Consider the following 24,223-nt stretch of genomic DNA (forward strand, 5'->3'; position numbering starts at 1 on the left):
TCCGTATGTATGCGTTTATTATATGTAAATATTTGTCTATCTTCAGGCATGTATGCTCTCATAAAAGATTGTGTTGGTATGTGCTGACGTGAGAATTCTGTGTTTTTATGTATTGTCATGGCTGCTGCCAATGTCTTTAGATTGTCATATAGGCTTTTTCTCGTTTTGTTGTATATATTTGTACGCCTTGTTTCTGTCTTATCGCCAACTCCTATGCCATAGTGTCTGTGTATGAGTGTTAACGCTACAATGAATGTTCCTCATGTAACAATCAATAAGTTACTGTAAGCAAAAAATTAAGACAGTGCAGTACGTTGCGCACTGCCTATAATTTTTACTTTGCACGGATTTCAATTTTGTTATATTTTTTGTAATTGTTGTTATTTTTTTATTTTCTTTTGGAGCATCTGAACAAGGAAATTATCACTATCAATACAGAGATTTCCTTTTAACATCCAGCCATTTGAAAAATGTTTATTGATTTCTGTTTCAAAGTCTTTTAAATTAGTGTCGCGGATTACTTTAATAGTTTTCATAATTTTATTTTTTTTAATTAATTTGAATTTTTCGGTGAATTAAATTATTTTAGCACTTTGCATTTTTAGCACTTTTAACACTTTAAGTTTTCCAAAATGCAAATAATGTTGAAAGTGCAGAGTGCTTATGTAGTTTTTACAATTTTTTTCTCATAAAAACCATGTTGAAGTCTTTTAAATAAAATTTCGTCTTTTAAGAATTCTTTAGTTTGTCTTACCCCAATATTATATGACATGCATAATTTAGTGGCATCTGCAGTAGCAAACTTATTATTTAAAGCTTCATAAAAATTTCTTTTATTCTCTGTCAAAGATTTCAAATAAGTTGTTGGGTTTTGGATGATTTGAAGAACTTTAAAAGAGCAATTAATATAATAATTACATAATTTTTTTGCCCCTTCAACTGCTTTCAATCCTATACTGTTACTCTTAGGATTTTCCATTATTTGCAGTATCAAAGCTAAACGTATAAAATGATTATCGTATTTTGACAATATTTCACCTTTTATACTATCGTGATGTTCATTTACTAAATCGCAATTGTTTTTATTCCATCCTAACCAAAAGTCTTTAGCTTCATCACTCCACTCCAATATTTTGGTATTTAATATCCCTTTGTTTTCAATAATATTTGAATTATCAATATAATCCGTAATAAATTGAGTGTAGTCATTAAATAAATTTTCATCCATCTCATTATCGTTAATTGGTTGTTTATGAACATTATCAGGATAAGCAAATAAAAATCTTTGATAAAATCCATTATCCAATTTTTGTGAGGTAAATAATCTTCCCAACATTCTTGGTTGTACCCCACCAATAATAGATAAAAATGGAGTTTCTATAAATAGTGGGATTGGTTGACCAATTCTGTCAATTGTTGTAGGTTTATTACTCCATGTTGTAAGAAAATTACTTTGCTGATCGCTCTTAGAATAATTATTAATACCATCTAAAAAAGTTGGCAATTCATCACTAATTATAGTACAACCTCTAGGGTTTTCGTTCAATCTTTTAAATAAGGCCTCAGGAGTGCAATTTGTAAGAATAAGCTTCTTTAGCATCGGTTCTTCTACCTTTGGAACATTTTTCTTTTCCGTTTTTGTAAGACTTTCATATTCATTAAATTTTTTACGTTGAGTTTCAAAAACTTTATGGTTAATGCTGTCTATACGCCTTAATGGATCAAAAATAGTACTTATTGGATGTGATTTATTGGCTCCTGCCTTTCCGACAATGCAACAGTAAAGTGATGCAAATTCAGACCATAAAGGTCGTACGTTAACTTTGACACTCGTTCCCATTACTGCTGAAGTAGCAACGAGAATTGCAGATGCAGTATAATCAATAGGATAATTTAATGATTTATCTAATTCAAGAGTTAATTCTTTAAAAAGTTGAGGAAAGGCATCAATAGGAAAAAGATTATGGTCTGTGTTTTCGTTATCTAACATAATCATTGCTTTAATTTTGTTAGACATTCCATTATTTCTGAACGTTTAAAGTATCTTTTATTATGAATTGAGTAACATGGAATTTTGCCACCCTTAACCCACCTCCAAAGTGTAGTATGATTGATTTTTAGAAACTCACAAGTTTCTTCATATGTAAGTAATACTTCTTGATTTTGTAAATCAAAACTTTTTTTGAAGTTTTCTAATTGAGTTTTAATTCCCTCTTGTAATAAATCAGACAATTCATTTGGAGTTGTCTGAATCATTTGTAAAAAACCATTTTTCATAGTTGCAAATATTATACTGCAAATCTATTATATGATTTTTCAAGGGAACGGAACAATAACGTTCTTTTTATGGAACGTTATAATAAATCTCTTGTTTCAAATTATTGTAGATAATAATTTTATCAGATGTTGAACAGTTACTTAATGTTTTAATTTTATCAAGACTATCTTTAGAGTACGGCTCTTTTGCAATCCAACTCCTGAACATTTCAGGCTTGAACGTTTCTAATATTAGGTTTTCTTCATACATCTTTCTATATATAAAACTATAATCTGCTAAAGCTTTATTACTATTTTTATAATTTTGATGTAATAATTCAAAGAATTGAAAAGCTTTTATATCTTGAAAAATATGAGGATATGGATTATCAAATAATTTTTCATCTAAATAGTTTTTATTATTCTCTAATTTTTCAATTTTCAACTCTAATTCCTCAATTCTTTCATTAGCAAATTTATTACTAGCAATAGTTATATTTCCTAAAGCTGGATAATCTTTATTGGCCATAATACGCTCAATATGCTGAAATGTGGGAAATAATTTTTTCATCATTGCAGATTCAGAAGTCCACTGTCTTAACCTTTCTGATGATTCATAGCTTTCTTCGTCAGACATCATAATATTTATTTAGATATTAAAGGTATTTAAAAACTTCCTTTGCCAAATCTTTATTACTTTTTCCTATGTAATCTAAAAAAATAGTTTCAGTACTATGTCCAGTCATATTAATAATATAATTTGTAGGAATAATACCATAAAAATTAGTTGCAAATGACCTTCTTCCTATGTGCGAAGAAACCAATTCCCATTTTTCATACACCCCTTCTTCTTTTCTGTATTTGCCACTTTCAGGTTCTATTTCTTTTTTCTTACTTCCTTTTATTTTTTCAGTAATTCCAGCTTCTTTACAAACTAATTTTAAATAATCGTTATATTTTTGATCAGACAATGCCTTAGGAAAATTCCAATTTCTTTTATTTAAAACCTCTTCTACTTTAGGCAAAATAGGGATTGTCATTAATTTGTTTGTTTTTTGTTGTTTAAATTCCAATAAATACCTACTGTCTTCTTCTCTTATCATATCAGTTCTAAACTTCATAAAATCAGAAACTCGTTGTCCAGTATAACAAGAAATAATAAGCCAGTCTCTAACATTATCGAAGCTCTCATTTAATTCAACTTTTTCAATTTTTTCTAATTCTTTAACTGTTAAATATATAGGTTTACTTTCCTTTTTAACTTTAATCTTTACCTTATTTATATTTCTATCTACTTCAAGACCTTTCTCATGAGCATAATTACAGAAAGTTTTAATAAATACTAAATCCCTTTGAATCGTACCTATTGCATAATTCTCTTTTTTACTGTAATCAATAAATTCATTTTTAAAGGTTTCATTGATTTCCGAGATGAGTAAAATTTTCTTTTTTTCTTTCTGAAATCGTTCAAGTTTATGTTTAACAACTTTCAATTTTTTAACTGTGGATTGAGTAATTTCGTCTTGCTTTTCATCAATATAATAATCAACAAATTTCACCAACTCATTCGTAATTTCTGTATTCGATTTATCTTGATTGTAGTAACCATCAATAATATTAATAAACCACTCTTTGTTTATGGACTCTTCTTTAATTTTTCCAACAGCCTCAAGAACAAAATTTTTAATATTATTTAATTCAGTTTTTACTTGTAAATCAAAATTAGATAATTTAATATCTCTAATGGTTTTATGATTCGCTTTATATAATTTTCCGTTTTTCTCTTTTGTTTGCCTTAGGTAGTTATTCCAATAATCTTTTGAAACCTCTACTTGAGTCTTACAATCAAATATTTTCTCACTATTTTCTTTCTCATCTTTTGAGAACTTTCCTAAAATTAGCCTTGATGTTAAAAAGGAATTAGCTTTTTGGGAACGATAAATAAAAATAACTCTTGCCATAAATTCGAATTATGATACAAAGTTATAAATTTGTACTAAACTTGTACTATAAAATACAATCAAATAAAATAATCTGCAATTAAAAACAAGCATTACAGCATATAAAAACACCGAAAAACCTTTTAAAATAAGCATATTACAAACATAAATTAGATTTACCGTAATTTTAAGATTGCAATAAAAGTACTCCCTCCAACTCCACAAAAAACACTGATATTTTCAGTGTTTTTTTTTATTTTAAAAATCATGGTGTATTTTTTCTTACTCTCATTAATCATCAACATATTTATACCATTCCTATCAAAAATCATCACTTTTAGTCTTCAAACGTCACAATTAAAGTCTATTCTTTAAATAAACAATGTTTTAATTTCGCAACGACTAAATATTGATAAAAATCTTTCTATTTCGACTCTTTTTATCTCAAATAAGATCAAAATCGATCATTTTTAAACATTCCCCACCTTAAATAAGTCAGCTAAACACAAAATAAAAACTAATCCCCTATAATGGACTGCAATATAAATAGCTGAAAACTAAAACACTAAAGCAGCCTAACCTAAAATGATAGATCCCTCTCCACAAAAAAGACTAAAAAAATGTTTTATCGTAAAGAATTTTATATATTTGCACCATCTAACAATTAAAAAAAATAATTTACTATGTCAGACATTGCATCAAGAGTAAAAGCTATCATCGCTGATAAGCTTGACGTTGAAGAAACAGAAGTAACTCCTGAAGCTAGCTTCACTAACGATTTAGGAGCTGATTCACTAGATACAGTTGAACTAATCATGGAATTTGAAAAAGAATTTAACATTCAAATCCCTGATGATCAAGCTGAAAAAATTACTACTGTAGGGCACGCTATCGCTTACATCGAAGAAGTAGTAAATAAATAATATTCTTCAACAAAAAGAAATTAAACAAAGTTTATGGAATTAAAAAGAGTAGTTGTAACCGGATTTGGAGCAATAACACCAATTGGAAATAATGCAAAAGAATACTGGGAAAATCTTGTGAAAGGTGAGAGCGGAGCCGCTCCGATTACTCTTTTTGATGCCACAAACTTTAAAACAAAGTTCGCTTGCGAGGTGAAAAATTTTGATCCGTTACAGCATTTCGATAAGAAAGAAGCTAAAAAAATGGACCGAAATACTCAATTGGGACTTGTTGCCGCTAGAGAAGCAGTAGCACATTCCAGAATTATGGAAGACAATGTGGATAAAAACAGAGTCGGTGTAATCTGGGGTTCCGGAATCGGAGGTTTAGAGACTTTTGAAACAGAAGTTTTAGGTTGGGCTAATACGGAAATTCCGAGATTCAACCCGTTCTTTATTCCAAAAATGATTGCGGATATTACTCCTGGACATATTTCTATTGAATATGGTTTCCATGGGCCCAATTATACTACTGTATCTGCATGTGCTTCTTCAGCAAATGCTATAATCGATTCCAAAATGCTGATCCAATTAGGAAAAGCAGATGTAATTGTATGCGGAGGCTCTGAAGCCGCCGTTACAGCAAGTGGTGTCGGTGGATTTAATGCAATGATGGCACTTTCTACAAGAAATGATGATCCAAAAACAGCTTCAAGACCTTTTGACAAAGACAGAGATGGATTTGTATTAGGTGAAGGTGCAGGAACCATTATTCTTGAAGAATATGAGCACGCGATAAAACGTGGTGCAACAATTTATGCAGAATTACTGGGAGGAGGTTTAAGTGCTGATGCACATCATATGACCGCTCCACACCCTGAAGGTCTTGGTGCTTATCTTGTAATGAAAAGTTGTCTGGAAGATGCAGGTTTAACTGCTGATGAAGTAGATCATATCAATATGCATGGTACCTCTACTCCATTAGGAGACATCGCAGAATCCAATGCAATTTCAAAATTACTAGGCGAGCATGCTTTTGATATTCAGATTAATTCTACAAAATCAATGACTGGCCACCTTTTAGGTGCTGCAGGTGTTATTGAAGCTATCGCTGCATTGGGAACTATTATTCATGGTACTGTTCCTCCTACCATCAACCATTTTACTGATGATGAAAATATTGACAGCAGACTAAACTTTACGTTTAACACTGCTGTGAAGAAAGATGTAAAAGTAGCCATGAGCAATACTTTTGGATTTGGCGGGCATAACGCTTGCGTTCTATTTAAGAAAATCTAAATTCAATGAATGGAGTTACAGAAATACTTTTCTAAATTCCTTCTCAAAAAAAGAAAAAGACAATTAACGGAAAGAGACTATTTTCTCAGTACCGAACTTAAAAAAGTTCTAGGTACAGAGGTACAAAATATTGCTCTTTATCGTGAGGCTTTTTCTTTAAAAAATTCTTCTAAAAATCAAGACAGTAATTACGAAAGACTTGAATTTTTGGGAGATTCTGTTTTGGGTACAATTATATCTTGTCATTTGTTCCAGACATACCCTCAAGCCAATGAAGGGTACCTGACACAGATGAAATCTAAGATTGTTAATAGGAAAAATCTTAATAAATTAGGAGAAGACCTTAAGCTTACGACTCTTCTGCAAAAGCAGAATAATTCTTCGGCTTTAGGGGAAAATATCTCCGGAAACTTATTTGAAGCCCTAATCGGTGCTGTATATTTGGACTTCCATTATGATGCTTGCAAAAGAATTATTTTGGAGAAACTTTTGACTCCATCCGAGATTAACAAGCTTGAAAACAAAATTGTAAGCTACAAAGGCCTCCTACTTGAATGGAGCCAAAAGAAGAAGGTAAATATAAAGTACGAAACCTGTGAGGAAATACAGGCCAATAAAGCCATTGTATTCCGATGTCATGTATGGCTGGGAGATGAAAAGATTGCCAATGCATCAGAAACTTCCAAGAAAAAAGCAGAAGAAAAAGCTGCACAAAGGGCATTTTATATTTTAAATAAAAAAGAAAATATACTTGGAAATTCAAAAACTTTATGATCTTGATGATATAGAATTTGAAGATATTGCCATAGGATTGGTAAGATTAGCAAAAGATATACCCGCTCATGAGTTTTTCTACAAAATAAATCAAAATAACAACCTCTCGTTTTCAAGAAAAAAAGACCTTGTCTTTCACGGGGATTATTTTGACTATTTTTTTCCAAGATATGAGGCCTATCACAAGTTTTCAAAGACCTGCTTTACCTTTATTTCTAATAAATCTTCGGAAAGTAAGCAAAAAAAAGTTCAAACAGAACTCTTTACAGAAGAAGAAAATATTAAGTTTTTATTAAATAATCAGGTAGATGTAGAATATATTCTACATAGTTCGGAACAGTTTCCTGATTTTTCCGTAATTTTGCTCCCTGAAAATCTTGTGTTTCCAATTCAAGATTATACACTGAGTTCTGATGAGGAACTTTATCAAATTATCCAATATTATGAATAAGTATTTAAAGAAGACAAAAATTATCGCAACACTAGGACCTGCATCGTCATCGAAGGAGGTTATGTTAGATTTAATGAAAGCGGGTGTTGATATTTTCAGAATAAATTTTTCACATGCAGATTACGACTTAGTTCGAAAAAATATTGAAATAATTAGAGAACTCAATAATGAGTATGGTTATTCAGTAGGTATTTTGGGAGACCTTCAAGGGCCTAAACTAAGAGTAGGTGTTGTAAAGGAAGGTTCTTACCTAAATCCTGGAGATATTCTTACTTTCACCAATGAAAAGATAGAGGGTGACTCTACTAAGGTATATATGACTTACCAACAGTTCCCACAAGACGTAAAAGTAGGTGAAAGAATCCTTATTGATGATGGGAAACTAATGTTGGAGGTTATCGAAACCAATGAAATAGATACTGTAAAAGCAAAAACTATTCAAGGAGGGCCACTAAGCTCTAAAAAAGGAGTTAATCTACCTAATACGAATGTTTCTCTTCCTGCTTTGACAGAAAAGGATGTTCAGGATGCTAATTTCATGCTTGACATGGAAGTAGACTGGATCGCTCTTTCTTTCGTACGTCATGCACAGGATATTATTGACCTGAAAGAGTTAATTTCAAAACATCCGAACGGTAAATTCAAAACTCCAATTATTGCGAAGATTGAAAAGCCGGAAGGGGTTAAAAATATTGAGGAAATTTTATTGGAATGTGACGGATTAATGGTTGCCCGTGGTGACCTGGGAGTTGAAGTTCCAATGGAAGAAGTTCCTGCGATCCAAAAAAATCTGGTAGAAAAGGCAAGATTCTATTCTAAGCCGGTAATTATTGCTACCCAGATGATGGAAACGATGATTAATAGCTTAACGCCTACAAGAGCAGAGGTAAACGACGTTGCAAACTCTGTATTGGATGGCGCTGATGCTGTAATGCTTTCCGGTGAAACTTCTGTAGGAAGATACCCGGTACAGGTTGTAGAAAACATGGCTAAAATTGTGAAAAACATTGAAACCACTCATTTCTATCAGCACAAGAATGAACCGATTGAAAAAGACTACAACTGTATTGACGAAAGATTCATTACGAACAGAGTATGTCTTGCCGCGGTAAGAATTGCTAAGACAACCAATGTATCTGCTATTGTAACGCTTACTCACTCTGGATATACAGCTTTCCAGCTAGCTGCTCACAGACCAAACTCTCAGATTATTGTATACAGTGGAAACAAAAGAGTGATCACTATGCTGAATCTTCTTTGGGGAGTTCACGCTTACTACTATGATATGAAAAAGTCTACTGACGAAACCATTATTCAGGTAAATATGCTAACGCATAATTATGGGTATATCGAAACAGGTGACTTTGTAATCAATATTAATGCGACTCCATCATATGAAGGTGGAAAAACAAATACGTTGAGATTAACAACAGTTTAAGCTACATCGCTTCGCTCAATATAAAAAGACTCCCGAAAATTACTTTTCGGGAGTCTTTTATTTATTAAGTATATCTTTTATTATCAATACTTTTTACATGTTCATTGTATGAATTAATTTCCGACAATCGTTTTTGCCGTTACAAACTCTTTTAATGCCAATAAAGAAAGCTCAGTTCCGTATCCTGAAGCCTTGCTTCCACCGAATGGAAAACGTGGATCAGAACTTGTCATTCTGTTGATATTTACAGTTCCGGATTCAAGGTTTTCAATAAAGAATATTTGACGTTCTACATTCTTCGTCCAGACAGAATTTGAAAGACCGAAAGGGATATCATTTGCTATTCGTAAAGCTTCTTCATCATTTTTAGCAGTCATTACCATTCCAAGAGGTCCGAAAAGCTCTTCTTTTAGAATTGGGTTCCCCTCCTTAACTCTGATTAAACCTGGGATAAACTCGTTCTCGGAAATTCTTTCTAAAGGAATAATGATTTCTGCTCCATTTTCCAATGCCCTGTTGAATTGAGCTTCCAGTTCGTCAGCCAAATCTGGTCTTGCCATTCCTGCCAGGTTAGTCTCCTTATTTAAAGGATCTCCCACCTCATATTTTTTATATTCTTCAATGAATATTGGTAAAAATTTATCTTCAATCTTTTCATCAATAATAAATCTTTTTGCAGCTGTACAAGTCTGCCCGCAATTTTGAAGCCTTGATTTTACTCCGGACTTTGCTGCTTGCTCCAGATCTGCATCATCAAAAATGATAAAAGCATCACTTCCACCTAATTCAAGTAAAGATTTTTTGATATTTAAACCAGCTATTGAAGCTACTTCTCCCCCTGCTTTTCCACTACCTGTAAGGCTTACCCCTTTTACAACATCGTGCTCAAGGATTTCTTTTACGGCTTTATGTCCCACTTCAAGGTTCTGAAAAACACCTTCTGGGAATCCTGCTTCACGGAAAGCCTCTTCAATGGCATTTCCACTTCCAAAACATATTGAAGCATGCTTTAAAACGACTGTATTTCCTGATAAAATTGCTGGTGTAGCAAATCTTAAGACTTGCCAGAAAGGAAAATTCCATGGCATTACTCCTAAAATTACACCTTTCGGAACATAATGAACTTCAGAATAAGCAAATTCAGATTCAACTTTTTCGGGTTTTAAAGCATTCTCAGCATCTGCATAATAATTCATCATTAGTGCACACTTTTCCACCTCAGCGATTGATTCCGTAATTGGCTTATTCATTTCAGTGGTAATGATCTTCCCAAACTTCTCTGAATTATTTTTTAAAATTTCTGCTGCTTTGGCAATTAACTTCTGCCTTTCCTCAAACGGCACTTTTCTCCATACTGAAAACGCATCATCTGCTTTAATAAGCTTGTTTTCAATTAATTGTTCCATAATATAATTTCTGTTTTAAATTCAGCTAATGAATTTATGAGCGCTTTTATTTTAAAAGCACGAAAAAGTCAGCAAATTCTGTTCCTTAAGGGTAAATAAAATAATGATTTTCTCTATCGGAAGAATATACTTGTTACATCATTAGCCATTCATTCACCAGACAAGCTGCCAGTCTCGCCGTTCTATCCTGAATATCGAATGACGGGTTTACTTCTGCTACATCCAGTGCAACCAATTTTTTGCTTTTTAAGATATGTCTGTAAAAATGCATAAAAGCTGTATCTGCAAAGATACCATTATATGCTGAAGCTGAAACTCCAGGAGCAATGGAAGCATTAAAAACATCCATACAAATGGTAAGATAGGCAAAATCTACATTATTCAGTAATTCATCAATACGTTGATAAATTGATGTTAGGTTTTCAAAAAATAATTCATCAGCAAGAACGTATTTCATTCCATATTGATGGGCTGTATCAAAAAGCTTTAGGGTATTGGAGTTCCTTTGAATTCCGATATGTAGAGAATTAATGGGTCCATCCTGAGCAATCTGCCAAAATCCGGTTCCCGAACTGGGCCCTACTCCTTTTTCCGGTTGTCTGTTGTCAAAATGGGCATCTATATTGATGATTCCGATCTTTTGTTCGGGAAAAGCCGTTTTAACGCCTAAATAATGGGCATAGGTTACTTCATGACCTCCACCAAGCACTAGGGATTTACCTCCTTTTAAAAGTACCTTGGATACATTTTTAGCAAGGTTATTCTGGGTATTTTCCAGGTTGCCGTCTTCACAGGTAACATTCCCAAAATCCAATAGCTTGAAATCCGGAAGAATCACCGGGAAGTTGGACATATTTTTCCTGATCACATTCGGAGCTTCTTTTGCTCCTTGGCGACCTTTATTCCGCCTTACTCCTTCATCAACAGCGAATCCGTGTAAAACGAAATCACCCGTTGAAATATTGTCGTAATTGTGTTCTTCTTTTACTCTCTGAAATAGTCTGTGGAAGAGAAGCTCTTCTCCATCCAATCTACCCTGCCAAATATTTTGAAGCATCATTCTTTAAAAATTCAATTTTAGTCACATCATTATATCCAGTAAAGCTAATTAATATTGTTTATATAAAAAAACTCCTTACGTTTATCTAAGTAAGTTTTTAAAGATTATTATTAATCAATATTCTCTATGTTTAATCAACAAGATTTCCATCGATATAAACATGTTCAGCCTTCAAACTTCCTTGATTATAAAGTACATTTTGGAAATTATTGGTTTTAAAGGTTACAAAATCTGCCTTTTTACCAACTTCCAGCTTTCCTCTGTCTTCTAGATTAAGTGCAAATGCGGCACGGAATGTCATCCCAGCCAATACCTCAGCGGTAGTTAATTTTTGAAAAGTTGCCAATATGGAAGCCTGAGTAATTAAGTTCCCCATTGGTGCTGATCCCGGATTCCAGTCACTAGCAATGGCGACAATAGCTCCTGCATCCAAAAGTTTTCTGGCTGGTGTAAATTTTTCTCCCAATCCTAAGCTTGCTCCAGGAAGAGCTGTTGCAACGGTATTGGATTGTGCTAAAAACTCTATATCTTCATCAATTGTTGCTTCTAAATGATCTGCTGATTTTGCTTCTACCTCTACTGCAATTCTTGAACTTCCCGGTGTAAATTGATCAGCATGAACGGTTATCTCAAAACCTAAGTCTTTAGTTTTAAGTAAAAAGTCTTTACTTTCTTCTGGTTGGAAAGCTGATTTTTCAATAAAAATATCTACACGATTGGCAAGGTTCTCTTCTTTTACTTTTGGTAAAATTTCGGTAAGGATATATTCCAGATATTCAGGATTGCTTCCTTCGAAATCTCTTGGTTTTAAATGGGCAGAAAGACAAGTTGGAACTAAGGTAGCTTTTGTGGACTGCTGAGCTTTTTTAATAATTCTAAGCATTTTCAACTCGTTTTCCACATCTAGACCATAGCCACTTTTTACTTCAATTGTTGTAATACCTAGATCAATCAGAAAGCTAATTCTTTCTAGCAAGGTTGTTAGTAACTCTTCTTCAGAAGCATTTCTTGTGTGTTGTACAGAACTCCAGATTCCTCCGCCACTTTCGGCTATTTCCAGATATGTTTTACCTGCATTACGCATTGCAAAGTCATTGGCACGGTTACCTCCAAAACAAATATGAGTATGTGAGTCTACAAAAGCCGGAAGAACAGTCTGTTCTCCTTCAATCTGCTCGATTTCTATGGTAGGATTTTCATTTTTTAAAGTTTCAAAGCTTCCGATATGCTGAATAGTATTGTTATCCACTACAATTCCTCCATCAACAATAATTTCCAATTGCTCATCGGCAAGCTTTCCTCTTAATGGTAAGTTGGCAAGTGTTACTACTTGCTTAAATGGTCCTATTAATTTCATTATTTTAGGCTAAAGGTTAGAAAATGAATGATCACGTTTTATCATTTCAAATATTCAGATGCTTTCATGATAACAAAAACAATGTTTAGGTTGTCATTTCTTAGGAATCTGAACAAGGTAAATAAATTCAACTCCTGATCATTCAAACTTTATTTTCCTCTCAAAAATACTTAAAATATATCAATTGACTACATTTTTGAATGAGTCATTCAGGAGGTTGGCAGTAATCCCAGCCTTAACCGGAGCATCAATCTCACCTTTTCTCAATCTTGATTTCAACCTTAGCCTAAATTTGCTATCTTTGAAGTAAATGAAATGAATTAATGCCAGATTTTTTACATCCAGATAAGGAAAACTACTCACGAGAGGAGCTGATGCAGGAAGAACAGATTCGCCCCCAAAGCTTTAAGGATTTTGCGGGCCAGAGGAAAACGCTGGAAAATCTTGAGGTTTTTGTTACCGCTGCCAAGAGACGTGGTGGTGCCCTTGATCATGTCCTTTTGCATGGTCCACCAGGTCTGGGAAAAACGACTTTAGCTAATATTATCGCCAATGAGCTTGGTGTTAATTGTAAGATTACTTCGGGGCCTGTATTGGATAAACCAGGAAGCTTGGCTGGTCTATTGACTAATCTGGAAGAGAATGATGTTCTTTTCATTGATGAGATCCATCGTCTTTCTCCTGTGGTTGAAGAATACTTATATTCTGCTATGGAAGATTATAAGATTGATATCATGCTGGAAACTGGTCCTAATGCAAGGAGTGTACAAATTGGATTGAACCCTTTTACCTTGGTAGGGGCTACAACCAGAAGCGGTATGCTAACTAAGCCAATGCTTGCAAGATTTGGTATTCAAAGCAGGCTGGAATACTATTCTATCGAGCTTTTGTCCATGATTATTCAAAGAAGTGCAAGGGTATTGGGAGTAACCATTTATGAAGATGCAGCCATTGAGGTTGCAAGAAGAAGCCGTGGGACACCAAGAATAGCCAATGCATTATTGAGAAGGGTACGTGATTTCGCTGAAATTAAAGGGAATGGAGAAATTGAAATCAACATTACAAAATACGCCCTAAACTCTCTGAACGTAGACGAGTTTGGACTGGATGAAATGGATAATAAGATCATGCGTGTTATGATTGAAAACTTCAAGGGAAAACCTGTAGGAATATCTGCACTGGCAACATCCATTGGGGAAAATCCGGAAACCCTGGAAGAGGTATATGAACCATTTTTGATTCAGGAGGGGTTTATTATCAGAACACCACGAGGTAGAGAGGTTACTGACAAGGCTTATCAGCATTTAAATATTTCAAGACCCAGAAATCCGGGAGAACTTTTTTAATTTTAAAGTTCAGGGATTTTAAGAAAACAAGTTATTTATGTTTGTTCCTAAGTTATACAGAAGTGAAGATATGCATCTGATGAGAGAAATTATCAGAGAAAACTCTTTTGCTTTACTTATCTCTTCTGTTGATAAGATCCGGGCCACCCATTCCATGATGATGTTGAATGAAAGTGATCCGGAAAATGTTTATATTGAAACTCATATTTCAAGAGCTAACCCTCAGGCAAAAAGCTTAAAGAACGGAGATGAAATATTGTGTGATTTTTTAGGGGCACACACTTATATTTCCAGCAGCTGGTATGACCATATTAATGTTTCTACATGGAACTATGAAGCAGTACAAATTTATGGAAAGGTGGAATTGATGGATCATGATGAGCTTTATGCCCATTTGGACAAGTTGACTTCGAAGTATGAAAAGTTTCAGCAATGTCCAATGATGGTAAAAGATATGGGAAATGAGTTTGTAGAAAAGGAAATGAAAGGAGCTTTTGGTATTAAAATAAATCCAACTGAGATTTTTATCAAGCAAAAGCTATCTCAAAACAGAAAAGAGGCAGATTTTCAAAATATTATTTCACAACTTGAACAATCGGATGATAATGCCCGGAAAGTTGCTGAAAAAATGAAATTAATAAAGAAATAATCAAAATATACATATGAAGCTATATCCAATACAATGTGGAAAATTTAAACTGGATGGCGGTGCCATGTTTGGAGTCGTCCCAAAGAGTCTGTGGGAGAAAACCAACCCGGCAGACGAAAAAAACTTAATCGAGTTGGGAACACGCTCCCTGCTTATTGAAGACGGAAAAAAACTGATTCTTGTAGACTGTGGTCTTGGGAACAAACAGGATGATAAATTCTTCGGACACTATTCTCTTTGGGGAGATGACAATCTGGATAAAAATTTAAAGAAATATGGTTTTGTAAAGGAAGACATTACAGATGTATTCCTTACTCACCTTCACTTTGACCACTGTGGTGGTGCCATAGAATGGAATGACGACAAAACAGGGTACAGACCTGCTTTTAAAAATGCTCAATTCTGGACAAACGAAAACCATTGGCAATGGGCAACTGAACCTAATGCCAGAGAGAAAGCAAGCTTCCTGAAAGAAAACATTATTCCAATGCAGGAAAGTGGTCAGCTTAACTTTTTGCCACTCCCAACAACTGGAAATTATGGTTTTGCTCCGGACCTGAAAATGGATGTCATTTTTGTGGATGGACACACGGAAAAACAAATGCTTCCTGTTATTCAGTATCAGGAAAAAACGGTTGTTTTTGCTGCTGATCTTATCCCTACTGCCGGACATGTCAATCAGGTGTATGTGATGGGATATGATACAAGACCTCTTTTAACACTGGAAGAAAAAGGAAAATTCCTAAAACAGTGTGTAGACAACGAATATTTATTATTCTTTGAACATGATGCCCATAATGAATTGGCAAGCCTTAAAATGACTGAGAAAGGCGTGAGACTTGATGAAACGTTCAGCTTTAATGATGTTTTTGGATATTAATTTTTAATTATGGAAGAATTACATTCAGAAGCACAACAGGCAGAGCCACCCGCACCCAAGATTATAGGTTTAACGGGAGGAATTGGCTCGGGGAAAACTACGGTTGCTAAATTTATTGAGGAATTTGGTTTCCCGGTTTATTATTCTGACGACAGAGCTAAAGCCATCGTCAATGAAAACGATGATCTTAAAATTAAAATCAAGGAACTTCTAGGCGAAGCATCTTATGATGAAAACGGAATTTATGATAAGAAATTTGTTGCTGATAAGGTTTTTAAAAATAAAGATCTTCTTGAGCAATTAAATGAAATTATTCATCCTGCCGTTCGCATTGATTTTGAAGATTGGGTAAAAAAGCAAACCAAATATTTAGTTTTCAAGGAAACTGCCTTATTATTTGAGTTAAGACTTAACAGACAATGTTACAAGTCTCTTCTGGTAACAGCTGAGGATAATATCCGAATCAAAAGGGTAATGGATAGGGACAATAAAACCTACCGCGAAGTAGAGGCTATTATGGAGAAACAAATGTCCGAAAAGGATAAAATAAAAATGGCAGATTGTATCATTTATAATAATACAAATCTGGAAGAATTAAAAGAACAAACCGAAAAAATGATCTTCTCTATTGAATAATCCAGAAGAATCACTTTCTAGTTTTAAATACACAAACGCCCTCAAAAATGAGGGCGTTTGTGTATTATCTAGTTTTGACCATTATCATACCTATTTAAAAGCAAATTGCGGAGAATCACTCGAATTCTTATGAATCCCCTACGTTATTTATTATGAGCTTCTCTATATAAATTACTACTGTAAAAAATAGTAGGATATTAAATCGAAACCTCATAATCGCCAGACAATAATCCACATACTTAATAAAAAATAAGCCTCCATTTCTGGAGGCTTATTCTATCTGAAATTTAGCTTATTATTCTTTGATAAATTTCTTTTGAACAGTTTTATCGTTGTCTTCGATATCTATTACATACACACCATTAATCAATTTGCTTACGTTGATTTGGTTGTTTAATAGTATACCGCTTCCGATTACCTGTCCTGCAGCATTGTAAATTTTGTATTTAGCTTTCTTGCTAATATTCTTAACAAACAATACTGAACTTACAGGGTTAGGATAGATCATGATATCTGTCTGATCAATTGGGTTAGCAACTGATTTTTTAGAAATTCTCACTGTATAATCCTCAACTTCTCCATTCTTAAAGTTTGTACAGCTAACAGGAACACCATCTCTTTCCATTGCAACTCTCATTACTACGTATTTGTAGTCTGTGGTACTTACAAAGGCATCAGTTGGTACACTGAATTTACCTGATACTGGACTTGTTGTATTTGGAGATGAAGTAAATACTTTCTCATTAATATCAAAGTCTCCATTTCTGTTGAAATCGATCCAAACTGCAACCCCTTCATTATACGTATTTCCTGTCCATTTTTTCTCGATAATAATTTCATTATCTGTAGATCCTTGGATCAATTCGATGAACGTTTTAGGAACTCCTGTATAATCTGTATAGGTTGATGCACCTGAAGCATTTTCCATTGGTAGTTTTCCATTTGGAATAACGGTTACCTTAGAAATATGTTCGCCAGTTGCACTTCCTGATGCCATCTTACAATAAATTACAGTAGGTGTTGTAAAGTAGTAAGGAGGCGTATAGTTTCCTGGTGTACCACTACAGATATTCACTACCTGCATTTCGTACTTAGTCATTTCTACAAGGCCAGTCAATACAATATTATTAACCACTGTAGGAACTTCTGTCCAGCTTGGAATACCAACTTTTCTATATCTAAGAACATATGTTGCTCCTGGGAACGGATCCCATGTGATTTCTGCAGATGTTGGCAATAATTGAGTAATTGTTAAACCTGGAGGTGGAATCTGACATATTCTTTCTGTAGTAAATACCTTAGGGTTTGAATAATCATTAAATAGAGTTTCTCCATTACACTTATTGGCAATCTGAACCTCGTAAGTAACGAATGGCTCTAAAGGAATTACACTACCTAATACATAAGTATTTGCTGGTGCAGCCGGTAAATCAATTTCTGCATTTGGCCATCCTGTAGTACCCACTTTTCTCCATCTCATCTTATAGGTAGAACTTGCTGCAAGTGGCGCCCAAGTAATCAAAGCTGAAGTTGGAGTAATATTACTGATCGTAACATTCGGAGGTGTAGGATCACATCTTGTAGTGAATGTCTTGATTGGTGTAGCTGTACCGATAGTACCTCCACAAACTGCAGCTACCTCAATTTCATAAGTTGTAGCCGGAGTTAATCCACTAATAGTAAGTGGAACATTCCCTAATACAGAAGAAGCATATACTTCTGTCCATGTAGTAGTTCCTGCTACTCTATAACGTACAAGGTAAGTTGACGTTGTAGGTACTCCGGTAAGGTTAACTACTATAGAAGTATGCGTAGTTGTCCCAAATGTAGGTGCATTTGGAGTAACATTGCTACATGGTCTGATTCTTACAGCATAATCTTCAACTTCTCCATCAATCGCATTTGCACACGCAGTAGGAACAGCTGTTGAACGCTTCAATACAACTCTCATTGTAGTAGTATACGGTCCAACATAAGATGTTGGTACAGGAGGAACAGGAAATACAGCCGTAACCGGTGTAGTAGTACTTCCCGCAGAACTAAGAATTCTTTCGCTGGTTTCAAACTGACCATTTCTGTTAAAGTCAATCCAAACTGCTACAGCATCATTACCTGATGAAGCCGTCCATCCTTTAGCAACAGAAATCTTATTATTACTAGAATCAGCATCTAAAGTAATAAGTGTTGCCGGAGATGTATAACTAGTGTAATTATTCTGAACACTATTATTACTCATTGTAGGTACCCCTAAGTTAGAAGAAATAACTGTTACATTTGAAATGTGATCGTTAGCTCCACTTCCTGTTACCGGGCAATACTGTAATGGTAATGTCGTAAATAGTACAGATCCAGAGAATGCACCAAATGTAGTTGTACATTTTGTAGATACCTGAACTTCATATTGAGTCTGTTCTTTTAAAGGTGCTGTAGTAGGAATAGTATAAACGTTCCCTGGAGCAGGAATAGTAGTCACTGTTGTCCAAGGGATAGTTCCTGTTTCTCTGTATCTTAATTGATATGTAGCTCCCGTAGCAGCTAGCCATGAGAACGTAGCACTAACATCAGTAATGTTTGATACTGTAATATTTGTTGGAGGATTGGTTGAACATGCTGGCTGATCGATAAGCTTCACACCATAATCTTCAACTTCACCTTCATTATATGATGCAAATGGTCCACAAGGAGAAGTTACCGTTCCATCCATCATTACTACACGCATACGAGTAAGAAGAGTACCTGTATAAGTAGCTGCATTTGGAGGAAGTAGTATATCAAATCCCGCTGTTCCATTTGTTACAGGAGTTGTAGTGTTACTAGCTGCTGTAAGCATTCTTTCACTAGCTTCAAAAATTCCATTTCTATTTAAATCTATCCATACTCCTACCCCATAACTGGATGTAGCACCTGGCCAGAATTTAGTGATGCTTATTTTATTGCCTGTTGTACCTCTCACTAAAGTAACTAATCTTGTAGGATCAGCAGAGTAGTCTTTATACCCATCATACCCAGAATTGCTAACCATTAATGGCGCATTTGTAGGGGTAACAACTACTTTACTGATATATCCGTCAGATGTAGGATTAGGAGGTACATTCGTACAATACGTAAGAGCTGGCGTTGTAAATAAAGTACTCGGAGAGAATGCTCCTGTAGTACCTTGGCAAATCGTAGCAATCTGAACTTCATACTGAGTCTGATCCGCTAGATTAATAAGAATCTGACTACTTGCAAAAGGAGCCGTTACGTTAATTGTAGGCTGCCAAGTACCAGCTGTTACCGCTTTATATCTAATTTGATAAGTAGCTCCTGTAGTAGGTAACCAGCTCACCATAGCTGTACTTGCCGTAATATTAGTAACGGTAATACCAGTAGGAGGAGCTGTAGTACAAGGTTGTAAGTCTACCCCTGAAAGCAATAATCTTGGGATATCAGCATATCTTCCAGACGCAGTTGGTGGAGATGCAGGATCTGGATTAGAATTATCGTTACGATATAATATTCCTCTGTTTGTTCCTGCAGTATAAGCTCCCCATGTAGCTGTTCCTCCCAATGTATAATCAGGTGAGTTTTCATCAACTGCAATCACAACATTGCTTGTTCCATCCCATACAAATGGAGCAGCTAAAGGAATTGTCACCCAGTTTCCTGCAGTCATTGCAGCAACTGTTCCTGCAAACACCTGAGACATAGTACCTACCGGCACCCAGTCTGTATCACTTGTAAAAGTAGCCTTAGACGTATTTCCCATATAAACGATCCAGTCGTTATATGTTGTCTGAGGAGTTTGAGGTGTCTCTACATAAAACTTTACTGCAGTAATCAAACGGGCAGTACCTAATGCTGCTGAAAGTTCAGTTGCTTTATAAAGTTGTTGAGAATAATTGAATCCCCAGTTAGAGTTCACAGGAAGTTGTGTACTTGTAATAGTACCTGTACCTATTTGGCCAGGAACAACTCTAGGTCCAGCAACCCATGTACTTTTATCCGTAGGTGTACAGATTGCTCTTACCCACCAGTAGTAGGTAGTTCCTGCAACCAATGGCGATAAGGTAGCTGTAGTACCTGAAACCACAGTCCCCACTGTAGCAGCAGTTGGCGGCGTGTTGGAAGTACTGTAATATACTTCATATCCTCCAGCTGGTACAGGGTTAGGAGCAGTCCAGTTAACTACCGCACTAGTAAGCGTAACTGTACCTACCGTTAATGAACCTGCGGTTGATGGAACAGGCAGACATGTAGGCGGTGTAGCAAAGGATTTTGGTCCAGACCACGTACTTTGATCTGTTGCACTACATCTTGCTCTTACCCAAGCATAGTAGGTTGTAGCAGGAATTAGCGGTGTAAGTGTCGTTGTTGTTCCTGTTGGAACAGTTTGCGAAGGAATTGTTGCAGCATTTGGAGCGGCAGCAGTAGTACTATAATATACATCATATCCTCCGGCAGGTACATAAGAGTAAGCAGTCCAGTTTAATACTGCAGTCGTGGGTGTTATTGTACCTGTAGTTATTGTCCCGCTGGTAGGCATAGCCGGGCATGTAGCCGGCGTTGCAAAAGATTTTGGCCCTGACCATACACTCTGATCTGTTGCACTACATCTTGCCCTAACCCATACATAATAGGTTGTGGTTGGTGCAAGTGGAGTAAGAGTTGCTGTTGGTCCCGGCACAGTTTGTGACGGTGCAGTTGCTGCCGTTGGAGCAACATTGGTTGTATTATAATATACATCATACCCACCAGCAGGTGCGGGGGTATAAGGTGTCCAGTTAATAACAGCATTAGTAGCTGCTATTGTTCCTGTAGTGATTGTTCCTCCAGGAGGCATTGGTAAACATGTTGGAGGTGTACCAAAAGTTAATTGAACATCAGGTCTGTTGTTTCCAACTGTACCATTTCCTGTAGGAGGGTTGGTATCAGCCTGAAGAGTCATATGACCTGAAGCTGCATTGGAGTAAGTAAATTTAGCTCCTGTAGTAGTTCCTCCCCCGGATCCACCGTAATTGGTTTCAACTAATACCACTAAGTTATCAGTTCCATTATAGTTATAAGGAAGCTGTAACGGAATAGTATACCATCCCACTGGAATACTGTCTATATTTCCACTGAAGAGCAAGGTTGCTCCAGTAGTTGCATTAGCCCAGTTTTGTGCAGTAAGGGTGGTGGTTGTACTTGGCACAGATTTTATATAAACTTTTACAGGAAGGGCAACGTTCACACTTGCCGTAGCTTTCCATCCTACAGATAAGATATTCCCAGCAGCTCCTCCCGCAGCAGTTATTTCTGCAGCAGTATAAAGCGATGCCGATCGCTCAAATCCCCAGTTACAGCCCAAAGGATATTTCTGAGTTGTAGTTGTTGTTCCTGTACCAATTGTAATTGTTTGTGCCTGCATGGACAGTCCGACGACCATACATAGCAATGCAATGAGCACCTTAAAAGGCCGGCTCATTTTACAGAGTAAAAGTCCACTCATATTTTTCTTAATTTAATAATGATAACGATAATAAAAGAATTATAGTATTTCCTATTTTGTGGGATTCAAATACGATTTTGAAACATCCCTTTTTACAGAGCATCTGTAGTGAAAAAATAATTTTACCTCATACGCTAATATTTTAATAATTACACAAATCTAATCATTTTTTCATTATAATACATTCATCAAAATGATTTTTTGCAAAAATTCAATCACAATACCCTATATGATTACAAATAAAAAAATCCTCAGAAATTCTGAGGATTTATGAATATTTAATGTTATTCTTATTTTTTAATGAATTTAAAGCTCTCTGAAATATTATTATCTTTTACGGTAATAATATAATTTCCTTTTAACAATTCTACCACATTCACCTTATTATTATCAATTGATCCTTTTTTAACAATTTGACCAACCGTGTTATGGATTTCAAAGGTTGCCTTATGAGAAACCTTGGTAATATTTAAGATATCATTTACAGGGTTTGGATAAATTCCAAAATTATTATCTTTCTTATTCACTTCACTTGTCCCTAATGTCTGAGCTTTCATGAATTTACTTTGATTAAAGCCATAGCTTGAACCAGAGATTAAGGTAGTTCCTGCCTGGTTTTTAATATTATAATAACCACCTTCTAGATAAATACCATCCCCATAAACATCAGAAATAGTGAACGTATAACATTCATCAGGATTTAATACCCAGTTTAAAGTAATTAAATCAGGGAGCGATGGAGAATTATCTGGTGAATCTGCATAACCAGTACCACTATATACTACATTCCCAGCGCTATTTTTTAGTTCCCAGCTTGTTTCTGATCCATATCTATCTAGCTGAAGGTTAAATACAACGTTAACCCCTACCGCAATTGGCGCGCCAACATAAGTTGAGTTAACAGTATTATTGGAAGCTCTTTGATCTGCTCCACCATTTACTGATGCAATATTGATCGTCATTGGACCACCCAAAGTTCCTGCTGCTACAGGAAGACTAAGCAATTGAGACTTATCTTGTGCCAAGTTACCCGTCCAAGTGAAAGGAGTCTGCGCAACACCATTAATTGTATAGTTAATCGTAGCAGCTGTAAGCGCACCTGTTCCTCTATTAAATAATGATACCGGAACGTTCTGAGAAGCTGCACAAACGATCGGTGCACATGTTCTTTCCAACTTAACTTCAGCATCATTTGGAAATAATGGAATTGGAAGATCCTTAGTGGAAGTCTTTAATGATGCTCTTCTAGGAGAATTGTTCATAACAGCTGTAATTCTATCTTTCTGATTAATGGTAAAGATATTCATACAAGCATCATTGGTATAATCCATATAATTCTGAACCATTTCCAATACCGATGGATCATTGCAGCTTACAATTTCTAAACATTCATAATTGGCCTTATGAGCTACAGGAGTATCTGCACAGAAATCATCTCCACATGGAGAATCTCCCCAAATATGTCTTAAACCAAGGAAGTGTCCTACTTCATGGGTCATTGTTCTCCCTTTATTATAAAAAGGATTCAATATAAAATTATTTCCTAAATCACTGCTTCCAAAAGCATTATAACTTGCCACTACCCCATCGGTCATGCCATATCCCATTAACGGATCCAATCCAGGAAGATTTGAACCATCAGGAAACTGAGCATATCCCAGTAAATCATCATTTGGAGCGGCAAATGCAACACTCCACATATTCATGTACTGAGTAGGATCCCAGATTGTTTCTGGTTTTATAGTCGTATCAATGGTTAATTTATTAAAGCTTGATGCACAAAAGTTTACTCTATCAATTCCATTCGTAGGGTTTCCATTTGGATCTACTTTTGCCAACGCAAACTGAAGCTGTACATCAGCACCTACAACATTATTGTTAAATCCCGGAGTTCCAGCCAGTTTACGAAAATCCTGATTCATTACTGTTATTTGTGACATCACCTGCTCATCTATAATGTTGGGAGCAGTACCAACAGGCTGGCCACCGTGAATAACGTGAACAACTACAGGAATAGTAACAATACCTCCGTTCTGAGATCTTTCATTTTTAGCTTTCTGAACCAATGGCTTTATCCAAGCCTCAAATTGATCCGTACTCATTCTTCCATGAAAGTTTCTTTTTAAAAACTCTTCATATTCAACAGTACCGCATTTTTCGAAACCATGGGACTGAACTAATTGTTGTGGAGTTTTTTGAGTAAATTCAAATTTCTTTCCTATTCCATTAATATTCTGTGCGCTCATTAGACCGGCACATAATAAAGGTAATAAAAAGAGGGATTTTGAAGTAGTAGATTTTTGCATTTCTTATTTTTATTAACTTTACAAATATATTAGTTTTAAATATAATTCATAAT

General features: G+C 35.2%; 19 protein-coding genes. 9 read left to right on the plus strand and 10 right to left on the minus strand.

Annotated features, from left to right (window positions below; translation table 11 throughout):
* Positions 1-380: 380 nt before the first annotated feature.
* The 5 genes from EG359_RS22460 to EG359_RS11975 form a co-directional block, all read right to left on the minus strand.
* Positions 381-536, minus strand: a complete 156-nt coding sequence (locus EG359_RS22460; protein WP_164463065.1) for a hypothetical protein — start codon at positions 534-536, stop codon at positions 381-383.
* Positions 537-661: 125 nt separating this feature from the next.
* Complete coding sequence (locus tag EG359_RS11960; RefSeq protein ID WP_164463066.1) at positions 662-1,990, minus strand: DUF3987 domain-containing protein; 1,329 nt, start codon at positions 1,988-1,990, stop codon at positions 662-664.
* A 2-nt stretch (positions 1,991-1,992) separates the two neighbouring features.
* Positions 1,993-2,277 (minus strand): helix-turn-helix domain-containing protein, encoded by a 285-nt coding sequence (locus EG359_RS11965; RefSeq protein ID WP_076354972.1) that lies wholly within the window; start codon positions 2,275-2,277, stop codon positions 1,993-1,995.
* 67 nt (positions 2,278-2,344) lie between these two features.
* Positions 2,345-2,896, minus strand: a complete 552-nt coding sequence (locus tag EG359_RS11970) for a hypothetical protein (RefSeq protein ID WP_139325902.1) — start codon at positions 2,894-2,896, stop codon at positions 2,345-2,347.
* A gap of 16 nt (positions 2,897-2,912) precedes the next feature.
* On the minus strand, positions 2,913-4,217 hold the full coding sequence (locus EG359_RS11975; RefSeq protein ID WP_076354976.1) for a phage integrase SAM-like domain-containing protein: 1,305 nt from the start codon (positions 4,215-4,217) through the stop codon (positions 2,913-2,915).
* Between the two features lie 662 nt (positions 4,218-4,879).
* On the opposite strand from EG359_RS11975, the gene EG359_RS11980 reads away from it, so the two are divergent.
* Genes EG359_RS11980 through pyk form a run of 5 tightly spaced genes read left to right on the plus strand, consistent with a single transcriptional unit; the run spans position 4,880 to position 9,060 of the window.
* The gene (locus EG359_RS11980) at positions 4,880-5,119 is read left to right on the plus strand and encodes an acyl carrier protein (RefSeq protein WP_002976354.1); all 240 of its coding nucleotides are present in this window, start codon (positions 4,880-4,882) and stop codon (positions 5,117-5,119) included.
* Between the two features lie 33 nt (positions 5,120-5,152).
* Positions 5,153-6,397, plus strand: a complete 1,245-nt coding sequence (gene fabF, locus EG359_RS11985; protein WP_076354978.1) for a beta-ketoacyl-ACP synthase II — start codon at positions 5,153-5,155, stop codon at positions 6,395-6,397.
* A gap of 9 nt (positions 6,398-6,406) precedes the next feature.
* Positions 6,407-7,171, plus strand: coding sequence for a ribonuclease III (gene rnc / locus EG359_RS11990; RefSeq protein WP_076354980.1), 765 nt, complete (start codon positions 6,407-6,409; stop codon positions 7,169-7,171).
* Positions 7,149-7,622: an IPExxxVDY family protein gene (locus tag EG359_RS11995; RefSeq protein WP_076354982.1), complete on the plus strand. Its 474-nt coding sequence runs from the start codon at positions 7,149-7,151 to the stop codon at positions 7,620-7,622. Before rnc ends, EG359_RS11995 begins: the two co-directional genes overlap by 23 nt.
* Positions 7,615-9,060 (plus strand): pyruvate kinase, encoded by a 1,446-nt coding sequence (pyk, locus tag EG359_RS12000; protein WP_076354984.1) that lies wholly within the window; start codon positions 7,615-7,617, stop codon positions 9,058-9,060. Before EG359_RS11995 ends, pyk begins: the two co-directional genes overlap by 8 nt.
* Positions 9,061-9,173: 113 nt before the next feature.
* Here the strand turns inward: pyk and EG359_RS12005 are convergent, their stop codons facing one another.
* The 3 genes from EG359_RS12005 to hutI all read right to left on the minus strand — a co-directional run bounded on the left by EG359_RS12005 (position 9,174) and on the right by hutI (position 12,883).
* Entirely contained in the window at positions 9,174-10,466 is a 1,293-nt protein-coding gene (locus EG359_RS12005; protein ID WP_076354986.1) for an aldehyde dehydrogenase family protein, read from the minus strand.
* Positions 10,467-10,599: 133 nt separating this feature from the next.
* Positions 10,600-11,526, minus strand: a complete 927-nt coding sequence (gene hutG, locus EG359_RS12010) for a formimidoylglutamase (RefSeq protein ID WP_076354988.1) — start codon at positions 11,524-11,526, stop codon at positions 10,600-10,602.
* A 130-nt stretch (positions 11,527-11,656) separates the two neighbouring features.
* Entirely contained in the window at positions 11,657-12,883 is a 1,227-nt protein-coding gene (gene hutI, locus EG359_RS12015) for an imidazolonepropionase (RefSeq protein ID WP_076354990.1), read from the minus strand.
* A 323-nt stretch (positions 12,884-13,206) separates the two neighbouring features.
* On the opposite strand from hutI, the gene ruvB reads away from it, so the two are divergent.
* From ruvB to coaE, 4 genes are read left to right on the plus strand one after another with little or no spacing between them, the layout of a single operon-like run.
* Entirely contained in the window at positions 13,207-14,229 is a 1,023-nt protein-coding gene (ruvB, locus tag EG359_RS12020; RefSeq protein ID WP_076354992.1) for a Holliday junction branch migration DNA helicase RuvB, read from the plus strand.
* Positions 14,230-14,266: 37 nt separating this feature from the next.
* Positions 14,267-14,878 carry an FMN-binding negative transcriptional regulator gene (locus EG359_RS12025; protein WP_076354994.1) on the plus strand — a complete coding sequence of 204 codons (612 nt, stop codon included), beginning with the start codon at positions 14,267-14,269 and terminating at the stop codon, positions 14,876-14,878.
* Between the two features lie 13 nt (positions 14,879-14,891).
* The gene (locus tag EG359_RS12030; protein WP_076354996.1) at positions 14,892-15,758 is read left to right on the plus strand and encodes an MBL fold metallo-hydrolase; all 867 of its coding nucleotides are present in this window, start codon (positions 14,892-14,894) and stop codon (positions 15,756-15,758) included.
* Between the two features lie 9 nt (positions 15,759-15,767).
* Entirely contained in the window at positions 15,768-16,394 is a 627-nt protein-coding gene (gene coaE / locus EG359_RS12035) for a dephospho-CoA kinase (RefSeq protein ID WP_076354998.1), read from the plus strand.
* Positions 16,395-16,689: 295 nt separating this feature from the next.
* Here the strand turns inward: coaE and EG359_RS12040 are convergent, their stop codons facing one another.
* A complete protein-coding gene (locus tag EG359_RS12040; protein ID WP_084180462.1) occupies positions 16,690-21,864 on the minus strand; it encodes a fibronectin type III domain-containing protein in 5,175 nt (1,724 codons plus the stop codon).
* A gap of 290 nt (positions 21,865-22,154) precedes the next feature.
* On the minus strand, positions 22,155-24,170 hold the full coding sequence (locus EG359_RS12045; protein WP_084180464.1) for a M43 family zinc metalloprotease: 2,016 nt from the start codon (positions 24,168-24,170) through the stop codon (positions 22,155-22,157).
* Positions 24,171-24,223: the final 53 nt, after the last annotated feature.

This window comes from Chryseobacterium joostei, assembly GCF_003815775.1.
GTDB classification, from domain to species: domain Bacteria; phylum Bacteroidota; class Bacteroidia; order Flavobacteriales; family Weeksellaceae; genus Chryseobacterium; species Chryseobacterium joostei.